This is a genomic window from Streptomyces sp. NPDC048521, assembly GCF_043199855.1.
Classification (GTDB): domain Bacteria; phylum Actinomycetota; class Actinomycetes; order Streptomycetales; family Streptomycetaceae; genus Streptomyces.
Genome location: NZ_JBICWR010000032.1, coordinates 17,184 through 36,993, shown reverse-complemented (window position 1 = coordinate 36,993; position 19,810 = coordinate 17,184). Strand labels below are relative to the sequence as shown.

Annotated in this window: 12 protein-coding genes and 4 pseudogenes; 12 read left to right on the top strand and 4 right to left on the bottom strand. The window is 71.9% G+C overall.

From position 1 onward, the window contains the following. Positions 1-55 precede the first annotated feature (55 nt). The gene (locus tag ACGFRF_RS39860; protein ID WP_393748740.1) at positions 56-1,024 is read left to right on the top strand and encodes a helix-turn-helix domain-containing protein; all 969 of its coding nucleotides are present in this window, start codon (positions 56-58) and stop codon (positions 1,022-1,024) included. A 410-nt stretch (positions 1,025-1,434) separates the two neighbouring features. Here the strand turns inward: ACGFRF_RS39860 and ACGFRF_RS39855 are convergent. Then, a pseudogene (locus ACGFRF_RS39855) lies at positions 1,435-2,165 on the bottom strand (SOS response-associated peptidase). Between the two features lie 651 nt (positions 2,166-2,816). Here ACGFRF_RS39855 and ACGFRF_RS39850 point away from each other — a divergent pair. From ACGFRF_RS39850 to ACGFRF_RS39820, 7 genes and pseudogenes are all read left to right on the top strand, one after another. Next, positions 2,817-3,645 (top strand): annotated as a pseudogene (locus tag ACGFRF_RS39850) (transposase family protein). Positions 3,646-4,009: 364 nt separating this feature from the next. Further along, a complete protein-coding gene (locus ACGFRF_RS39845; protein WP_393748775.1) occupies positions 4,010-4,270 on the top strand; it encodes a lactococcin 972 family bacteriocin in 261 nt (86 codons plus the stop codon). A gap of 1,983 nt (positions 4,271-6,253) precedes the next feature. Beyond that, the gene (locus ACGFRF_RS39840) at positions 6,254-6,982 is read left to right on the top strand and encodes a hypothetical protein (RefSeq protein ID WP_393748738.1); all 729 of its coding nucleotides are present in this window, start codon (positions 6,254-6,256) and stop codon (positions 6,980-6,982) included. A gap of 33 nt (positions 6,983-7,015) precedes the next feature. Continuing rightward, complete coding sequence (locus ACGFRF_RS39835) at positions 7,016-9,415, top strand: hypothetical protein (protein WP_393748736.1); 2,400 nt, start codon at positions 7,016-7,018, stop codon at positions 9,413-9,415. Between the two features lie 14 nt (positions 9,416-9,429). Further along, positions 9,430-9,957, top strand: a complete 528-nt coding sequence (locus ACGFRF_RS39830) for a hypothetical protein (protein WP_393748734.1) — start codon at positions 9,430-9,432, stop codon at positions 9,955-9,957. 48 nt (positions 9,958-10,005) lie between these two features. Then, on the top strand, positions 10,006-10,290 hold the full coding sequence (locus ACGFRF_RS39825) for a hypothetical protein (RefSeq protein WP_393748732.1): 285 nt from the start codon (positions 10,006-10,008) through the stop codon (positions 10,288-10,290). A gap of 106 nt (positions 10,291-10,396) precedes the next feature. After that, a pseudogene (locus ACGFRF_RS39820) lies at positions 10,397-10,645 on the top strand (SAM-dependent methyltransferase); the annotation flags it as partial. Positions 10,646-10,692: 47 nt separating this feature from the next. On the opposite strand, the pseudogene ACGFRF_RS39815 reads toward ACGFRF_RS39820, so the two are convergent. Together ACGFRF_RS39815 and ACGFRF_RS39810 are read right to left on the bottom strand one after the other, a co-directional pair. Beyond that, positions 10,693-11,094, bottom strand: a pseudogene (locus tag ACGFRF_RS39815) (alcohol dehydrogenase catalytic domain-containing protein); the annotation flags it as partial. Positions 11,095-11,158: 64 nt separating this feature from the next. After that, positions 11,159-11,563 (bottom strand): aldo/keto reductase, encoded by a 405-nt coding sequence (locus ACGFRF_RS39810; protein ID WP_393748773.1) that lies wholly within the window; start codon positions 11,561-11,563, stop codon positions 11,159-11,161. Here ACGFRF_RS39810 and ACGFRF_RS39805 point away from each other — a divergent pair. From ACGFRF_RS39805 to ACGFRF_RS39795, 3 genes are all read left to right on the top strand, one after another. Continuing rightward, positions 11,510-11,758, top strand: coding sequence for a hypothetical protein (locus ACGFRF_RS39805; RefSeq protein WP_393748730.1), 249 nt, complete (start codon positions 11,510-11,512; stop codon positions 11,756-11,758). The two genes, ACGFRF_RS39810 and ACGFRF_RS39805, sit on opposite strands and share 54 nt — an antisense overlap. Positions 11,759-12,223: 465 nt before the next feature. Beyond that, entirely contained in the window at positions 12,224-13,138 is a 915-nt protein-coding gene (locus ACGFRF_RS39800; RefSeq protein WP_393748728.1) for a helix-turn-helix transcriptional regulator, read from the top strand. 31 nt (positions 13,139-13,169) lie between these two features. Continuing rightward, a complete protein-coding gene (locus tag ACGFRF_RS39795; RefSeq protein ID WP_393748726.1) occupies positions 13,170-14,189 on the top strand; it encodes an aldo/keto reductase in 1,020 nt (339 codons plus the stop codon). 929 nt (positions 14,190-15,118) lie between these two features. Here the strand turns inward: ACGFRF_RS39795 and ACGFRF_RS39790 are convergent. Then, on the bottom strand, positions 15,119-16,321 hold the full coding sequence (locus ACGFRF_RS39790) for a cysteine desulfurase-like protein (RefSeq protein ID WP_393748724.1): 1,203 nt from the start codon (positions 16,319-16,321) through the stop codon (positions 15,119-15,121). A gap of 359 nt (positions 16,322-16,680) precedes the next feature. Here ACGFRF_RS39790 and ACGFRF_RS39785 point away from each other — a divergent pair, with 359 nt between their 5' ends. Continuing rightward, positions 16,681-19,689, top strand: a complete 3,009-nt coding sequence (locus ACGFRF_RS39785; protein ID WP_393748722.1) for a glycosyl hydrolase — start codon at positions 16,681-16,683, stop codon at positions 19,687-19,689. Positions 19,690-19,810: the final 121 nt, after the last annotated feature.

The following is a 19,810-nucleotide window of genomic DNA, read 5'->3' as shown; positions in this document are numbered from 1 at the left end:
TCGCGTCACGCGCATCCCGACGGGCCGTCGGGCGGTGATCACGGGAGGGCGGCCGGTGCTGAGCACGCTGGGGATCAGCGAGTTCGACGAAAGGGTCTACCGGGTCTGTCTGACCAGGTCGGGCCGGACGGCCACCGAGATCGCCGAGAGCCTGGGCACCACGCCCAGCCGGATCCGGCGCACGATCTCCCGGTTGGTGGAGCTGGGCATGCTGCGGAAGGAAGGGCACGGCCAGTACCGTCCGGTCAGCCCGCACACCGCGTTGAGCGCGCTGCTCGCCAGACGCCGGGCCGAGAGCGAGGCGGCGTTCACCGCGGTGTGGGGCGCCGTCGAGGACCTGGCGGACGAGTACCGCGCCCGCCGGCTCCGCGAGGATCCGACCGGACTGGTGGAGGTGATCACGGGCGAGGCGGAGATCACGGTGCGCGTCGCCGAACTGATGCAGTCGGTTCGCACTCACTTCTGGGTGCTCGATCGTCCTCCCTATCTCGGCCATTACAGCACCGAGTTGGAGGAGGCCCTGACGATGGACCTGCTGGGCCGCGGCGTCGACATCCGGTCCGTTTACACCCCGGAGGCGCTGGCGCAGCCTGGCCGTTTCGAGCTGATCACCCACCTCGCCCGGATCGGCGAGCAGGCCCGCATCCTGCCGGCCCTGCCGTTCAGACTGCGCATCATGGACCGACGCGTCGCGCTGGTCGCGCTGGTCCCGGGCCGTTACGACATGATCGCCGTGGTCCACAGGTCCGGGCTGCTCGACGCGCTCCTGGAGTTGTTCGACTCATACTGGCAGCGTGCGCAGTCCGTCGTCGCCACCGACCCGGCGACGGCCGACGGGCCGAGCGCTCAGGACCTCCTGCTGCTGAAGATGATGCAGGCGGGGTACAAGGACCAGGCGATCGCCCGGCAGCTGGGGACGAGCGCGCGCACCGTGACCCGACGGATCGCGGCGATCGCCTCCGGGCTCGGCCTCGACACCCGCTTTCAGGTGGGGGCCGAGGCCGCGAAGAGAGGCTGGATCTAAAGGGTGTTGCAGAAGGCCGTGAACTGGTCATCTCCATTGTATGGGTGGGGCGTTGAAGGCCGAACGGGTGTGGGTGAAGACGTGCACGGGGCAGCGGGTGGATCAGCCGCAGACATCGCTGCCCGAGCCGCCTCGCGCGCGGCCGCGGTGTCCGCACCGCGCTCTTGGCTCCCTGGGGGGGGCCGCCCACGCTCTGTCTCGCATGGCCACCCGGGCACAGCAGGCTGGAACCGGTGAGCCGACCGCTCCGACTCCGGGCTCCGGCGCCGCCGACGTCAGTGGACTCGTCCTTGCGCGCGTCCCCCTGGAGTGGAAGACCAGGCGGCTCTGCAACACCCCGGGCGGCCAACTGACAGCTGGCTGTGTGCATGAACGACAGGTGAGGCGCCTCGCCCTCACCGCCGGCGCGGCTACAGGCTGACCGGGTTGAGGAGTTGGGGGCCGTTGTTGACGGCCGTGGTGACCGGGCGGGCCTCCAGGTGCCCGTCGGCGGGCTGGCCGAGGAGAGCCCGCAGTTCGTCCGAGTCCTGATGCGCGGGGTCGAGCCAGCCCTCGTAGTGGTCCTCGGTGAGGGCGAGGGGCATGCGCGGGTGTACGCGCCGACTGCGTCGGTGGCCTCGGTGGTGATGATGGTGCATGTCGTCAGCCAGGCGGCCGGGTCATCGTCTGAGGCGATGGCCGGATCGCGCCAGTACTCGTACAGCCCGGCCAGCGTCATCACCTGGCCGTCCTCCGGGTGGATGAAGAACGGCTGCTTGCGCACCTTGCCGGTGACCGGGTCCTTACCCGGCTGCCACTCGTAGAAGCCGTCCGCCGGGAGCAGACAGCGCCACTTCAGGAACGCACGGCGGAACGCAGGCTTCTCGTGCACGGTCTCCACCCGCGCGTTGTTCATCCGCGCGCCGATCTTCGGCTCCTTCGCCCAGGACGGCACCAGGCCCCGGCGCAGCGGCCGCAGCTCCCTCACCGGCGCCGCACCACCGCCCTCGTCGCGCGGAGCACGCTCCAGCACGGCCCACACCTCGTCGGTCGGCGCGACGTTCCAGCTCGGTGCCAGCGCCTCCGCGGTGGGCCACTGGGCGGCATGGAACAGCTGCGCAAGGTCCTGCGGGCTCCGGGTGGCAACGTATCGACCGCACATGCGACCACTCTCTCACCGCCCCGCCGGCCGCTCGGCGAGGCGCCGGGCGGCCGAGTCCCGTTGGGTCCAACAGCCCAACGGGCGGGTGCCAGGACCGCGGGGTTGGGGGGCGAGGACGGCACCTTCTTGCCGTGCGCCCGTGCCGTCGCCCGGCAGGTCGTTCCGGGCGGCTTCTTCTCACCCGCCGCCGGCCCCGCCGACACCGAGCACGGGCCCAGGCCCGTACGACGCTCCCGCCGCGCCCGGCAGCGCACCCGCTCCTGACGCCAGAGCCAAGGTCGCTGAAGGGGCCGGCGCATGCCTTTGGCAGCAGGCACGCTGCTGCGGTACGTCCGCGTGGGCGCCTTCGGATGTCCGGGTGCGGGCCAGCGCCGGCAGGGTTTGGCGCGCGGGTAGACGACGTAGCCGCGGACCGTCCTGCCATCGCAGTGCCGGGTCACCGTGCCGGGGTCCACCCAGAGGCCGGAGTGCAGGCGGGAAAGTCACGGTGTGGAGCGCCAGGGCGATGGACGGCCCGCAACGGTCGCAGCCGCTCCTTCAGAACGAGCCGCCGCCGCGTCCAACGACCGGTCGGGCGGCCCACTTGGCCGGCCGGGCTGTTACTCACTTTCGCGTGAGTGCGCTCGTCACGGTGGGGGGGGCAGCCCGGCGATGCGTCGCTTCAAGGCCGGTAGTTCCAAGGGCCCGGCAACCGATGCCTCATCGATCTGCCGATTCAGCCGATCAATGGTGGGGATCGATCTGTCCACCTCGACCCTGCGGTACCTCTCCCGCCTGCTGGCCACCCGACGCCGGGAGCGGGGCACGCGGTGGCGCCGGCTCCCCGCGGACCGGCAGGCCCTGCTGGTCCTGGCCCATCTGCGGTGCGGGCACACCTACGCCCAGCTCGCGGCCGGGTTCGGTGTCGGGATCGCCACCGTCTACCGCTACGTCACCGAGGCGGTGGAGGTCCTGGCCGCCGTCGCCCCCGACCTTGCCACGGCCGCCCGCACCGCCGCACGCAAGGCGTTCGTCATCCTCGACGGCACTCTGCTGTCCATCGACCGCATCGCCGCCGACCGCCCGTACTTCTCCGGGAAGCACAAGAAGCACGGCATGAACGTGCAGGTCATCACCGACCCGTTCGGGCGCCTGTTGTGGGCCTCACCCGCCTTGCCCGGCGCGGTCCACGACATCAAAGCCGCCCGTACCCACGGCATCATCGACGCCCTGGCCGAGGCCGACGTCCGGTGCTCGGTGGACAAGGGGTACCAGGGCGCCGGCGGCACCGTGCGTGTCCCCCTACCGCGGCCGTTGGGAGAAGCTCTCCGCAGGCCAAAAAACCGTCAACGTCACCCACGCTAGGATCCGCGCGGTCGGCGAGCAGGCGATGGCCACCCTGAAGTCCTGGCGGCTGCTGCGCAAGCTCCGCTGCAGCACAACCCGCGTCACTGACCTGGTCAAGGCCGTACTCGCCCTTCACCTGGCAACGTCAAGCTGAGGTTGGAAGAGCCTCACTGCAGTCCTTTAACGGACAGTCCTTATAGAGGCTATTGACTGCCACCCATCCCCCGGCCCAAGATCATTACGCAAACTCCCACTGGGGGAGTTAGGGAAGGAATGCCGTGAGGATATCCGGTAGATCGATCGTTCTCGGCTTTGTGAGCGTGGCACTCGCAGTATTTAGCTTCGCTACGCCGGCCGCCGCAGACGCCTCTCAGGCTGCCACCGTTACGGCGAACGGCACTGTCGTCGCCGCGGATGGTTCCAAGGTCGGCCAGGTCACCCTCCACAAGCGTGGTGACGGGACGAAGCCGCCCGCAGAGCTGGGTAACCCCTCAGAATGGGGTGTGGTGGTGATCAAGATGGACGATTCTACCGTTACGCCGCAGGCCTGCATCAATGCCAGTGGCGGAAATTGGTGCTACGGCTACAATCTGACCGCCAACGGTAAGTACTGTTACTCGAACTACTACCACCCCACTAAGATGCACCATTCCACGGTCAAGATTTCCGGGGCTCGAATAGCGCTTACGCGTTCGCTGACGAAACCTCCTACGCCAACCGGACGGCGGGCACTGCCTACACCTGCGAAACCTGGTACAGCGTTGATGAGTAGGTCCTGATCCCCGCATCACGCGGTGACCCTTTCGGTAGGTGGGGTAGGTTGGTGCGCCACTCGGGTCTGTTCCGTCGCCCGCGCAGTCTCCGAGTGGCGCCACCTCCTACTTTGAGTTGATCACGGAACAGGGAAGAAGAAATCGCACACTTTCCGCGCACTCGTGTTGCGCCGCTCGCAGTGCCCCTCGGGGTCGGTTTTCTACTTGGACTAGCGGGTCCCCTTACCGAAAAATGGGGCAATCCCGTTTGCGTCCCTCTAAATGTTGTTTTTTCCGATGGATGGTCGTGGGTCTGTTATGCATTCTTGGTGGGCTATTTCGGCCGATCCAAAATTGAGGCAGCCTTGCTGTCCTCTTTGGGGTTGGCTATCGGCGTGGTCACATATTATCTATTCAAGGACCTGAGCCCCACCATCCCGGCCGGACTGGAATCTGGCGCCACCGGCGAGGTAAATTACTCTAGTATGCTTGCATGGGGAATAGCAGCTTTCGTCCTTGGGGCACCCGTCGGGCTCTTGGGCAACCTGGCGCGAATTCCAAGTGTTGGCGGTCTCCCATTCCGACTGATTGTTCCGCTCGTAGCGCTTTTCGAGACCTCCATGCAGCTGGCTGCAGGGGCGGATGGGCAACGTGCGGTCGTTGGAATTACTTGGAATGTGATTCGGTTCATCGCGGGCGCTGTTGCTTTGGCTCTAGTAATTCACACCATCCGGAGTTGGTGGCACTCTCGGCGTACTCGTTCCGCGGAGTCGGATGAGCACCGCGCCAGAAGGGACATTTCGCCCTTGTGACCTTCTGAAGTCCAGCCTCGATCCGTCAGCTGGGGCCGGTCGTTGATCGGCCCGGCGGATCGCCCGTGTCTCCCGGGGTGGTGCGGTCCTCTCCTCTTCGGTTCTCGTCGGGGCGGGTGTCGGTCGGTGGCCGCGTCGCCATCCGCGCGTCCGGCGTCTGGTGCCCGAAGTCACCGCCCGCCGCCGTGCTGCCGCGCCTCGCGTCATCCGGCCGCCTCGGCCCGTCCCCCCCCGGCCGCCACGTCGCCCGCGCACGCCCCCGCCCCCCGGCGCCGCCCGTCCGCCGCCCTCCCGCCCGTCCCCGTCGTCGGTCGGCCTGCGCCCCGCGGGCCGCCCACCCTCGGGCGAGGGCCGCGGGCCCCTGCCGTCCGGCCGCTTCCGCGCCCGCTGCGCCTTCGCCGTGCCGTTGTCCACGCGCCCGCGCTGCCGCTGCTGCGGCCGCCGTCCGCCTGTGGTGCCCGTCCGTCTCGCCGCGCCCGGCAGCGCCGTGCTTGTGCCGCTCGCTGCCCCAGGCTTCCCGTCGGCGGTCCGCCGTCCCGGCCGTGCGCCGCCCCCGGCGAGCCCGCGCTCCGTCCTGCCGGGTGGGCCTGCGTCCGCTGTCCCGCTCCCGGCCGCGCCCACGCCGTCGGCCGTCCGTGCGCCCGCCTGTGGACGCCGCGTCGGCCTCCCGCTCGCACGCCGGCCGCGCCGCCGTCCCCCGGGCCGGCCCCGCCCGCGCGGCGCCGGCCGTCCGTGCGCCCGCCTGTGGACGCCGCGTCGGCCTCCCGCTCGCACGCCGGCCGCGCCGCCGTCCGGCGGAGGTCGTGCTGCTTCGCCCCGCCCGCCTGGCCGCGACGTGCCCGAGGCCGTGTCGCCGGACCGTTCGGCCGCCCGGCCGCGCACGCGCCGCCGCTGTCCCGGCCGCCGGGCTGTCTCCGTCGAGCTGGGTCTCGCCCGCGGCCTGGTGCCGCGCGTGCTGCCCTTGGCCTCCCGGTGCCGGGCGTGACAGCGGGACACCCCGCGCCCGAGACGTTCAACCTGCTGCGGGGCTGGCCCGGGCGGCCCCGATCCTCGCGCCCGCTCCGGCCGGCGGTCCAGTGCGAGCACCGCCCCTTCGAACTCGCCGGCCACCGGTCCCGGGTGGGGCCCGCCGACATCTGCCGGGCCGGGCTGCTCGGTTCGGGCCCGTGGGCGGGTACGCGGGCTTTACGGTGCACCGGTGAGCGACGAGACGATGCGATCGGCCGGCGGGGACGAACTGCCGGTGGTCGACGAGGTCCTGGCCGCGGCGCTGGCCGCGCAGGGCGAGGCGGGGTTGCGGGCGCTGGACCTTCTGCAGGATGCGCGCCGGATCCTGGTCGGCGGTCTTCTCCGGCGGTCGGCGGAGGTCGCGGAGTCGTGTCTGCGCGGCGCCGCCGATGCGCTGCTGAGCCTGCCCGGCGCCCCGGAAGCGGTGGGCCTGAAGGACGCGGCCGCCGCCCTGCTCGACGCGATCGACGCCCGCCCCAGCCCCGGCTCCGGCCTGTCCGGGGGTCCGTCCGCGGCACCGGGCGACGAGCCGGTCGCCGCCCCGGACCGCCCGGCACCGGCGGAGCAGACCGGTGTTGCCGGCCGCATCCCGGCCGCCGGGCCCCCGCAACCCGCTCCCGTACCGCGGCAGGCCGCCGCCCCGCCCGCGGCCACCTCCGCCGGCGGCGCGGGCATGAACGGCGACGTCGCCGAGGAACAACTCCGCCTGCGTCGGGCGGCCGAGGTCCTGCGTGGGCAGCTGAAGCGGCCGGGCGGCTACCACCGGGCCCGGGCCGCGGGGATCGCCCAGCGCCTGATGGGCGTCCCACTCGGCGCTGCCCAGGAGGAGGCCCTGGGCGTGTGGGGCGAGGTGTACGGCAAGACGTCGGGCACCCTGCACGGCGGCGTCGCCGACCCGGCCCGCGCTGCGGCCCTCTAGCGCAAGCTCCTGGCCGCCGCCCGGGAGTTGCTGGTGCCGCTGCCCGGCCGCGCCGCGCGGGTCCTCGAGATGGCTGCCCTGAAGGAGCCGGGCGAGGCGGAGGCGCGGGAACTGGCCGGCTGGGCGGACCCGCGCGCCACCGCGTTCTTCTTCCGCTCCGGCCCGGCCGCCACCTGGCTCCCGCTCCTTCGCGAGCACGCCCCGCACCTGCTCGCGGCCGACGAGACAGTCGGCGCCTGGCCGGCCGCCCCGTTCCTCGAGCGCCTCGCCACCGCATCCCCCGCCACCGCCCGGCCGTGGCTGGCCGACCACGCCGTCCAGTTGGCCGCCGCCGGCCCGTTGGTGCTGGGCGCACTGCTGCGCCTGGCCGACGCCGGCGCCCTCACCCCCGCCGATATCCAGCGGCTGCTCCCGCACGTCACCATCCGGCCCCCCGCCGAGATGCCGGCCGAGGAGGCGAGCCTGGAGCGCCGGCTCATGGCCAGCTGGGCGGGCAACCTCCCGATGCCCGCGCGCGACGGGGACTGGCTCCTCGTCGTGGAGGCACTGCTGAAGGACACCGTCGACCTCGGGCACGCCGGCTACCTGGCCTACCACGCCGCGCGCCGGCGCGCGCACGCCGGCCACGAGCCGCTCCCCGAGCTGACCGAGGTCCTGCGGCGGGAGTGGGCCGCCCGCCTGCCCGACCACGACGTCATTGGCCTGCTGCGGGAGCTGGTGCTGACCGTCCACGCCGGCGGCCCGTTCCGCTGGGCCCGTCCGGTCCGAAATGCGTTGGCGGGCCTGCTGCGCCGCGACATCGAGGCGTCCGTCAGGCAGTCCTGGCACGCCTCCGTCGACCTGGACGAGGTCCGCGTCCTGGACGAGAGGGTCTTCCTGGGCCCGGTCCTCGAGATGGGCCCGCTCCTGGCCCGCGCGGTCCTCGACCTCGCCGCGGCGGACGCGGGGGCCGGCCTTCCGCTCGCCGAGCGGACGCGGGCCTGGCCGCGGATCGCCGCCGCGGACGAGCACTTGCATAACCGGGTGCTCGCCGCTCACCTCGCCGCCCACCCGCCCGCCGCTGACACCGACGTCGCGGACGCGGGGGAGTGGTGGGACCGGGCGGTCGAGGCCACGGTGCGGCTGCTGGCCGGCCGCCCAACCCCGGAAGGTGCCCGTCTGGCCGCCCTTGTGCTGGAGGCCTGCCCGCCCGAGCGGGCCGCCGGCCTGCACCAGCGGGCCCTCGCGGCACTCGGCCCGGCCCCTGCCGCCGAGGAGCTCGACCGGGTCCTGCCCGCCGCCGGCGTGGACGAGGTCGGCCGCCGGGACGAGCCGCTCGCCTCCTGGCTGCGCATCTGGGCCTGGTCGCCAGTCCTGCCCGCGTGCCTGCTGGCCGACTTCGCCCCGCTGCTGGCCGGGCTGCGCCGGCTCGAGCCGGCCGGCCCGCCCGCCCGCGGACCGCCGTCCGCCCGCGGTCGCGCCATCACACCGCCGTCGCTGTGGAGGACCTGCTGGAGCTGGCCGCCGCAGCCGGCCCGCTCACGGCCGCCGCCGCCCTGGCCGGCGCCCCGGACGCGGGCGCCGCCGGCTACGCGATCGTGCTGCAGCGCCTTGTGGCGGCCGCCCCTGCCGCCTGGACCGCCGACGTCCCCCAGGTCCTCGACGCCCTGGCCCGGCCGGAGCTCGCCGCGTTCTACCTCGCCGCCGCCGCGCGTGCCGCGCGTCACCCCGGCGCCTTCCCCGCCGGTCCGGCCGAGGCCGTCCACGCCGCGCTCACCCTCAGCCGCGCCCTGCCCACTCCGTCCAACCCCCACGTTCCCGACGCGGCGGAGTTCGCCGGCCGGGCGTGGCCAGCTCTGCTGCGCTTCGTGTGGCGCACCGGTGGCGGCCTCGCCGGTGACCTGCCGGCCGTCCTCGCCCGTCTGCACACCCTCGCCGAGCCCCTCACCCGCCCCGCCGCCGACCGCACACGCCCCGGCAACGCCCGCTCTCCGCGCCGCCGGTCCGGCCGGGGAAGACGAGGGACTGCCCGCGGGCCTGCTGGAGACCCACCCGGCGGTGCGCGCGCTGGACTGCCTCCTCGACTACGCCACCGGCCAGGCCACCGCGGACGGCACGATGCCCGGCGACGTCCTCCGCCTGCTCGCCGACGTCCTGGCCGCCCGCGGCGGCGACGAGGCGATCGCCACCGTGATCGGCGCACACCTGCCACTCCTTCACCGCCGCGCCACCGCCTTCACCGCCGCCCACCCCGAGCTGTACGCCCTCCACCCGCAACGCCCCTCACCGGCCGCCGCCTGGCTGGAGAGGGGCGGACCCGATCCGCTGCTGCTCGCCGCCCTGGACCGCGGCCAGCTCCTGGCCGCGGTGCGCGCGAACGCGTACGGCGCGGCCAGACGCGTCGCGTTCGCGCTCCTGCTCCAGGAACCGCCGACCTGCTCGGCGACCCCGTAAAGGTCTGGCGCGAGTTGGCCGTCGGCCCGGACGGCGCCACAGCCGTCTCCCGCCTGCTTATGCCGCTGGCCCTCCCCCTGCAAGGACGCCCTCGTACGAGCGAGGCCGCACAGAACCCGGCCGCCCGTGCCCCCCAGGACGTCGCACGCGCATGGTGGACGGCGGCGCTGGAGGCCCGCCTGCCGCCCGGCGCGCTCGCCGCCGCCGGCTACTTCACCCGCGCCGCCCTCACCGACGAGGTATGGCTGCCCCTGGCCCGGCGCAGCACCGAGCACACGCCCGCCCAGGACAATGCCGACAAAGTCGCCGAACGCGCGGCCGCCCATCCGCGCAGCCCCGATGCCCTGCTCCTGGCCGCCCACCTGCTCACCCGCCCCGCCGTCCCCCAGTACGACGCCGATGTCCGCCGACACGCCCGCACCCTGCTGAAAGCCGCCGTAGCGCTGCCCGATGCCGAGCGTCCCGCCGAGACGGAACAACGGCGCCGGGCCCTGATCGAAGCCGGCGAGGTGGACCTCGCCCAGACGGCGGCGCCCGACTGACCGGCCGGGCCCGGGCGCCACCAGGCCGGGGTCGGGAATGATCGGGGGATGACCGACGACCTGCACGCCGACCCGGCCCCCGAGCCGACGCCGCGTCTTCACGGCCCGGACAAGCTGAGCGCCCTGGCCACACCCCGCGAACTCAGCGTGGACGACCCCATGTTCACCGCCCCGGGTTTGCCGGGGACGTTCCGGCTGCAGCTGTTCACCGCGGACGGCGCGCGCCCGGTGGCCGTGGCGACCCAGGTCGCCGGCGCGGAGGGTATGAGCCTGACGAACGGGGTGGAGAAGTTCGCGGGCGCGGTGTGGAAGCGGCACTGCCCCGATCAGTAGGTGTTTTTCAACTCGCTTCCTTGGACTGCGTCCGGCAGTCCGGGAGCGAGTGATCTTTGTTCCGGAACAGGGTGTGCATGCCGCAGGGACTTGATGGACTGGGGCGATGAAGATCTTGTCGCCTCGTGTCCTGCGGGCTCTTGAACGGTTCAACGCCGCTTATCCCTGGGATCACAATGCCCACTACCATCGCTGGATCCTGCGGCAGTTGCCGAGGCGCTTCGACCTCGCCCTGGACGTCGGTTCCGGCAGCGGTGATCTTGCAAGGCTCTTGGCCGGACGAGCCGACACTGTGCAGGCCGTCGATTCCGATCCGGTGATCACAGCCCGGGCCCAGAAGCTGACTTCTTCGGCGCACAGCAGTGGTGCAGCGGCGGCCGGGTCGAGGCTGTCGGGAACGCGGACGACGAAGTCCTCGGGTGCGACGATCGCCTCGGAGTAGCCGCCCTGGGTGTGGGCGCCGGGCTGGGCGGGGTCGGGGCTGCCGAGGACCAGGGTGTGGCCGTTGAGGCAGTAGTGTTCCTGCCCGGCCCGGCAGTTGTCGCACTCGCGGCAGGAGTTGACCATGCAGCCGGTGCCGACGAGGTCGCCGACCTGATGACGGGTGACCTCCGGCCCGATCTCAGTGACCCGGCCGACGATCTCGTGGCCGGGCACGAGCGGGCTGGCCGGCAGCGGACCGAAGTCGCTGCCGACGAAGTTCATGTCGGAGTGGCAGATGCCGCAGAACAGTATGTCGAGCTTGACGTCGTGCGGGCCGACATCGCGGCGCTCGATGGTGAGGGGTACGAGCGGCTGACGCACATCGTGGGCGCCGAACGCCTTGACGGTGGGGGGCACAGGGAGTCCTTCTGCTGAGGGGGTTGGGTCAGGCTTCGGGGATGGTGCGGCCGAAGTCGGCGAGGGTGACGGCCCTGGGTTCGGGGCCGCCGCGCCGGCCGGTCTCCAGTGCGTCCAGGGCGCTCAGCTCGTCGGCGGTGAGCTGGAAGTCGAAGACGTCGATGTTCTCGGCGATGCGTGAGCGTTTTGTGGACTTGGGGATGACCGAGCGGCCCCGCTGCAGGCCCCAGCGCAGCAGGACCTGGACAGGGCTCTTGCCGTGCGTCTCGGCGATGCGGGTGACGGCCGGGTCCTGAAGGACGCTCTTGCGGTCCTCTCCGTAGCCCGGGTAGAAGGTGATCCCTCCGATCGGGGACCACGCCTGGTTGACGATGTGGTGTTGGTCGTCGAAGTCGAGGACGGCGCGCTGCTGGAAGTAGGGGTGAACTTCCAGCTGGTTGACGGCCGGGACGACGTCGGCTGCCTCGAGCAGCGTGGTCAGGGGACGCAGATGATCGAAAGGATCAGCGTCGGGTGGACCGGAGTCCCGTGGGGGCGCGTCGCCGCAGGTGCGGACGCGCGCTGCGTGGTGGTGGTCATCGTGTCACCAGCCCCGTCGTCAGCGTCGTCCTGCAGCCGGTTTTTGTGATCGCCCACATGGCGGACGGTGTGCCACCGCGGCGGACGGAGGCGTCCACCGTGCTGATCACAGGCTGGCTGCTCACAGCCGCACCAGCATTTTGAGGGCCTCGCAGTTCCTTGAGGGACGTAGCGGCGCCGTGTCCGACGCGGACGTCGCCGGCTGTGTCCATGAGTGCTGCGCGCACGGTTTTCCTTCGGGTCGGTTCATCGGCTCCTTGAGGACTCACCGTCCTCGGCCTTTTCCACGCGCAGGTGGGAGTCACTCCTTTTCCAGGTAATGGCAGTACCTCGCAGACGCTCACCGACGCACCTACCGTGAGAGTGCAGGACAGATCCCCACCGCCCGAGCAACAGGAGGTCTCCGTGTCCCGGGCCGCCGGCACCGAAGTCTTCACCCACCCCACGGCCGACGCCGGCCGGCCCGAGGGCACGCCCGCCGCCGCAATGCGCATCAAACTCCCGAGGCGCGACCATGACGGAGAGTGACAAGAAGAGCGTGACCGCGGAGGTCCGCGAGTTCCTGAGCACCCGGCGCGCTCGGATCACTCCGGAGCAGGCCGGGCTGCCCGTCTACGGCGGGAAACGCCGCGTCGCGGGCCTGCGTCGTGAAGAGGTCGCTCTGCTCGCGGGCATGAGCGTGGACTACTACATCCGGCTGGAGCGCGGAAACCTCACCGGAGCCTCCGACTCTGTCCTCGAAGCCCTCGCACACGCTCTGCAGCTCAACGAGGCCGAGCGCACCCACCTCTACGACCTGGCCCGCGCGGCCACGCCCTCAGGCCAGCGGCCCACGGCGACGGCTTCCCGGGTGCGGCCCACGATCCTGCGGCTGCTCGACTCCATGACCGACGTACCGGCGTACGTCCGCAACGCACGGTTCGACATCCTGGCCACCAACGCGCTGGGCCGCGCCCTGTACGCACCCCTCTTCGACTCGCCACTGTTCGCCCGGCGCGGTCCGGTCAACAGTGCTCGTTTCATGGTCCTGGACCCCGCGAGCAAAGACTTCTGGGTCGACTGGGACAAGGGTGCCGACGACGCAGTGGCCTTCCTGCGGAACGAGACGGGCAGGGCGCCCGACGACAAGGCTCTGACCGATCTGATCGGAGAGCTGACCACGAGGAGCAGCGACTTCGCCCGCCGGTGGGTCCGTCACGACGTGAAGTTCCACCGCTCCGGCGTCAAAAATTTGCACCATCCGCTGGTCGGCGATCTCGCCCTGCCCTACGAGGCAATGGAGCTGCCGTCCGACCCCGGCCTCCGCCTCAACTTCTACACCCCTGAGCCGGACTCGCGAGAGCGGGAGGCACTCGGTCTCCTCGCCAGTTGGGCGAGCGCGGCAACAGCCGTTTCCTCCGGCAACGAGCGGCCAGGGAACGACGACTGAGCAAACGGACACGAACGAGGAGAACAGCTTCATGCAGTACCGACCGCTCGGCCGCACCGGTGTGCAGGTCAGCCCTCTCTGTCTGGGCGCGATGATGTTCGGCCCCTGGGGCAACGAAGACGAGGCCGACTCGATCCGGATCATCCACCGAGCCCTCGATGCGGGCATCAACTTCATCGACACCGCCGACGTGTACTCCGCCGGCGTTTCTGAGGAAATCGTAGGCAAGGCGCTCAAGAAGCACCGCGAGAACGTCTTTCTCGCCACCAAGTTCTTCATGCCCATGAACCAGGACGACCCCAACCAGCGCGGAGGGTCCCGGCGCTGGATCATGCGCGCGGTCGAGGACTCCCTGCGGCGCCTGGACACCGATCACATCGACCTCTACCAGGTCCACCGCCCCAGCCCGGACACCGACATCGAAGAGACCCTCGGCGCTCTCTCCGACCTCGTCCACCAGGGCAAGGTCCGCTACATCGGCTCCTCCTCCTACTCCGGCTCCCAGATCGTCGAGGCCCAGTGGGCTTCCCGGGAGCGGCGTCTGGAGCGGTTCGTGACCGAGCAGCCGCCGTACTCGATCCTGGTGCGCGGTATCGAGGAGGACGTTCTGCCCACCGTGCGCCGCCACGGCATGGGCACGCTCACCTACAGCCCGCTCGCCGGCGGCTGGCTCTCGGGCCGCTATCGCAAGGACAACACCTCCGGCCCAGCCTCCGCGGCACGTCCCGCAGCCCGCTTCGACATGACCAGCCCCGCCAATCAGCGCAAACTCGACGCGGTCGAACAGCTCGCGGTCCTGGCGGAGAAGACCGGCCTCACCCTGATCGAACTGGCCGTCGCCTTCGTCGTCAACCATCCGGGCGTCACCTCCGCGATCATCGGACCGCGCACCATGGAGCAACTGGAAGCGTTCCTGCCTGCCGCCGATATCACGCTGTCGGCTGATGTCCTCGACCGCATCGACGAGATCGTGGCCCCCGGTGTGACCGTCAACCCCGCCGACAACAGCTACGGCGACTTCGAACTGCGCGCGGACCGGCGCCGACGCTGACATAGGCCACAGCCCGAACTCGTCAGCTGTTCGGTGCCACGACGAGGAGGGCGAGGAGCGCTGCTCTCGCCGGCACGGCCCCGCCCAGCACGACCGCGTCAGCCGCTGACCGTCCTCTCTCCCAGACGCCAGACGATGCCGCGTGATGCGCCGACGTGGCACGCCCTGCAGTGCCATACGGCCGCCACCGCATAAACGACCCAGCGGGATGCGGGACCCCCCGTCGAAAAAGCTTCGCCCACCTCAAGAACTGGTGGAGCGTCACCAAAGTCCGCGCCGACCCCGCCCGCGCCCCCAGTGCGCCCTGCTCGTCCTGACGAACCTCGAAGTCAACCGCTGATGAGCGCAGGACAGACTGAACCGACCTTCTCTCGACAGATCCAACGGCCGTGCAACGCAAGCGAGTTCCCGATCGAGATGTGACGCTTCGCCCAGCCCTTTGACCTGTCGCAGCCCATCATGGCAGCCCCATGCCTCCAGGACCTGACGAACCAACGGGGAAGGAGCACGGTGAGCGCAGCGGCGGCAGCAGGGACCTGGCAGCTCGGTGACCTAGAGGTGAATCGCATCGGCTACGGTGCGATGAGGCTGACGGGCACACATCGCCGCCGGAAGCCTGCGCCTGACCGAGCAGGAGTTGGCTGTCCTCGACGAGCCGGACGAGGGCGCGGGTCGCCGGTTCGGGGAAGGGCGGGACCAACAGCTCACGGGTGCCGGTCCGCTCACGTGCCACGTGACCGAACCGGCGCAGCCGGCCGGACCGGGACGCGAAGCCTGACCCGGCCGCCGGGCGGGCGTCCTCGTCGACGCCCGCCCGGGTGGGGGTGTCATTCGGCACCGGGTCGTCCTCGGGAGCGAACGCCTGTACGGGCCGTGGCGATCTCCCGCAACTCCCGGTGCGCGGACCCCGTTCGGGGCCCTGGACGCCTTCACGCCCCGAGGCTCGCCAGCGCCGCCAGCAGCCGGTCGACGTCCTCCTCGTTGGTGTAGGGGGCGAGCCCGACCCGTACGGCGCCCGTGTCGCCCAGGCCGAGCCGGCGGGAGGCCTCCAGGGCGTAGAACGAGCCGGCCGGGGCGTCGACGCCCTGCGCCGCGAGGTGCGCCGCGACCTGCGCGGACTCGTGGCCGTCCAGCGAGAACAGCAGTGTCGGGGTGCGTCGCGTGGCGCGCGAGTACACGGTGACGCCGGGGAGTTCCGTCAGTCCCCGCACGATCCGCTCGCGCAGGGCGTCCTCGTGCTGCTCCAGTTCCGCGAACGCGGCCAGCAGGCGTTCGCGGCGGGTGCCGGACGGCTGCGGCGCCAGATCGGCGAGGAAGTCCACCGCCGCACGGGTCCCGGCCAGCAACTCGTATGGCAGCGTGCCCAGTTCGAAACGCTCGGGCACGGCGTCGGAGGAGGGCAGCAGCTTGTCCGGGCGCAGCGTCTCGAGCAGTTCCGGCCGGGCCGCCAGGACACCGAGGTGCGGGCCGAGGAACTTGTACGGCGAGCAGACCAGGGTGTCCGCGCCGAGCGCGGTCAGGTCGACCGGCGCGTGGGCCGCGTAGTGCACGGCGTCCACGTGCAGCAGCGCGCCGACGCCGTGCGCGAGGGCAGCGAGGGCGGGGACCTCGGGGCGGGTGCCGATGAGGTTGGAGGCCGCGGTCACGGCGACCAGCCGGGTGCGCGGCGACAGCACGGTCTCGATGTGCTCGGGGCGGAGTTCGCCGGTGGCCGGGTCGAAGTCCGCCCAGCGGACGGTGGCGCCGACCGCCTGGGCCGCCTGGACCCACGGCCGGATGTTGGAGTCGTGGTCGAGGCGGGTGACGACCACCTCGTCGCCGGGTCCCCAATCCTTGGCGAGCGTGCGGGAGACGTCATAGGTGAGCTGCGTGGAACTGCGGCCGAAGACGATGCCGTTCGGCTGTGCGCCGAGCAGGTCGGCGAGGGCGGCGCGGGACGCCGCGACGATGGCCTCCGCGTTGCACTCGCCCTCCGTGACGTGCCCCCGGTTGGCCAGCGGACGGGACAGCGCGTCCACGATCGCGTCGATGACCGGCTGCGGTGTCTGCGTACCGCCGGGCGCGTCGAAGCGAGCCGTACCGGATTTCAGCGCGGGTACCTGTGCACGCATCGCGGCGACGTCGAGGGCCATAGGTGCTCCTGGAGGTGTCGGGTGTCTGCCCGGTGACAGCCTCGCATGCCGCGTGGCCTTGCCGGAACGCCGGCCGGGGCCGTCGCGGCGGTGCCCGGCCGGCCGCGGTCGTCCCCGCCACCGTGAGATGAGCGGCGAATTTCTCGAAGTTTCTGTTGCCGACCCGCCCGTCGAAGCACCTACAAGGTGGAAGCGCGCTCCCATTCCGCCGGTCCTTACGGTCGCGCGCCCGTCCCGCGCCCCGCCATCGACCGGTGCCGACCTCTTGACCCCGCCTCGGCGCGGGGCTTAGCGTTCCGGCGTTTACCAAGGATTGAAACGATTCAATCCCTTTGCTCGACTCACCCTTTGGGGCGCACATGCATGAACTCGTCTCGCAGAGCGGCGGGATGTCGCGACGCGCGGTCCTGGCCGCCTCGCTGGCCGCGGGCGCCGTAGCCGCCCTCGGCGCCGCGGCGCCCGCCGCGACCGCCCTCCCCGCAGGCGCCGGATCAGCTCCCGCCGCCGACTGGTTCGCCGACCCCCCGCGCTCGGTGCGCCCCAAGTTCCGCTGGTGGTGGCCGGACGGTCTCGTCGACCCCGACGAGATCGCCCGCGAGATCGACCAGATCGCGGACGCCGGCTTCGGCGGCGTCGAGATCGCGGCCGTCCACCACAGCATCAAGGACAAGTCGGTGCTGGACACCGCCCGCCATGGCTGGGGCAGCAGACCGTGGCTCGACGGCGTCGAGGCCGCCCTGCGCCGCGCCGCGAGACGCGGCCTCACCGTCGACCTCACCCTCGGCCCGAGCTGGCCCGTGGCCGTACCCGGCATCACCCCCGACGAAGCGGCCGCCGCCCAGGAACTCGCCTACGGCCGCGCCTCGGTCCCCGGCGGAACCACCTACCAGGGTCCGGTCCCGGAGCCCGTGCGCGCGGCCGCCGCCGGCGTGACCCGCCGGCAGCTCCTCACCGTCCAGGCTGCCCGCGTCAACACCGCGAACTCCACGCGCAAGGAGACCGGCCTCGACCTGGCCAGCGTCCGCGACCTGACCGCCACCGTCACCGGCGGCGCCCTCACCTGGACCGCGCCCGCGGACGGCGACTGGGTCCTGATCTCCTACTGGCAGCGAGGCTCCGGACAGCAGCCCGAGTCCGGCCCGCACTCCTCGCCCGCCGCCTACGCCGTCGACCACTTCAGCCCCGCGGGCACTGCCGCCGTCACCGACTACTGGGACTCCCTGCTGAGGCCGTCGCTGAAGGTCCTGCTGAAGGCCGCCGGCGGCGCGTTCTTCGAGGACTCGGTGGAACTGGAGACCGAAGGCCTCACCTGGACCGCGCAGTTGCCCGACGCGTTCGAGAAGCGCACGGGACGCCCCCTGCTGCCGTACCTGCCCGCCGTCGTTCTCGACAAGAGCAACCAGGTCTTCGCCTTCGAGGCCCAGGTCACCCGGCAGATCCGGCACGACTTCTGGGAGACCGTCTCCGACCTGTTCAACCGTCACCACCTGCACGCCCTCAGGACCTGGGCGCACTCCCTGGACATGGCCCTGCGCTCGCAGCCCTACGGACTGCAGACCGACGCCATCGCCTCGGCGGCGATCCTGGACATCCCCGAGGGAGAGTCCCTCGGCTTCAAGAACCTCGACGACTACCGCTGCCTGGCCGGCGGCCGCGACATGGCCGGGCGCACGGTGTTGTCGTGCGAGGCCGGCGCGTACAACGGGACGGCGTACAGCACCACGTGGGACCGCTTCCTGCGGACGATGGGCGGCGCGTACGCGGCGGGAGTCAATCAGACCGTCGTGCACGGATTCTCCTACGCCACCGCTCCGCAGGTGAGCTGGCCCGGGTTCGCCGCCTTCAGCCCGTACAACGGCGCCCCCGGCTACGGCGAGTCGTGGGGACCCCGGCAGCCCACCTGGGGCCACGTCGACGGCATCTCCGGCTACCTGGGCCGCGTGCACCGTGTGCTGCAGGCCGGCACCGCCCGCGCTGACGTCGCCGTCTTCCGACAGACCGGCTACACGGCCACCGGCATCGGCGCGTCCTGGTTCACCGCCACCGGCATCCCCCTCGGCTGGACCCACCAGTTCCTCAGCGGCGCGCTGCTGGACCTGCCGAGCGCCACCGTCTCCGGCGGCCGGCTGGCGCCCGACGGGCCCGCCTACAAGGCGCTGTTCGTCGAGGGCGACTTCTTCTACGGCTCCACCCCGACGCTCGCCCTCACCGACGCGCGCAAGCTGCTGAAGCTGGCCGAGGCGGGCCTGCCCATGGTCCTGTTCGGCGCCTTCGACCAGGCACTGACCCCCGGTGTGCCCGGCGAGGGGGAGACCGAGCAACTGCGCGCGCTGATGGCCCGGCTGCTCGCTCTGCCAGGTGTCGTCCACGTCACCGACAAGGCCGCCGTCGGCGACGCGCTCGCCAAGCTCGGCGTCACCCCCGACGTCCGCTACGCCACCTCCTCCACGCTCCTCAACGCCCACCGGGCCACCGACGACGCGGACTTCTACTACCTGTGCAACGGCAAGCACGCCGAGAGCGTCAAGCCCGCGGTGGCCCCGATCGACCACGACGTCACGCTGCGCAGCACGCGGGGCCGCGGGGCGACGGTGCCGTATCTCCTCGACGCCTGGACGGGCCGGGCGGTGCGGCTCGCCCGCTACACCCGGGACGGCGACGACGTCACCCTGCGCGTCACGCTCCAGCCGGGGGAGACGGTGATCGTCGCGCTGGGGCGGCCCGGACTGTTCGGCGACCGTTACGGCGACCGCCCGCACGCCGTCGCCTCGGACGCCGACGACGTGCTGTTCACCGGCCGCGGACTGACCGTGCGGGCCGGCGCGGCGGGCACCCGCACCACCCGCCTGTCCGACGGCCGCACGGTCACCACGACCCTGCCGTCCGTGCCCGACCCGATCGTCCCGGCGGCGTGGGAACTGGAGGTCGAGGACTGGTACCCCGGCTCCGACGCGACCCGTACCGAGCACGTCCGGCGCACCCTGACCCTGGACGCGCTCGCGCCCTGGTCGAAGATCCCCGAACTGGCCGACTCCGCGGGCGTGGGCCGCTACCGCACCGAGGTCACCCTGCCGGACGACTGGACCGCGTCCCATGGGGCCCTCCTCGAACTCGGGCAGGTCTCCGACACCGTCCGTGTCACCGTCAACGGCACCTGCGTGCCCGCGGTCGACCGCCTGCACCCCGTCGTCGACGTCGGCCCCTACCTGCGCGGCGGCGACAACAACATCGAGATCGAAGTGGCGACCCCGCTCATCAACCGGCTCCGGGTCGCCCAGCCGTCCGTGTTCGGCACGGCCGCCCGCCAGGACTACGGCCTGGTCGGTCCCGTCCGGCTCGTTCCGTACGCGCAGGCGGTGGTGTCCTGACGCCACGGGGCGCACCGGCTCCGGCCGGTGCGCCCCGCCGCGGGCGCGCGGGCGGCATGAAGGGAGACGACGCCCGGCAAGCTGCCGACGACCTCGCAGGGACGGCTGCGACCACCCTCAT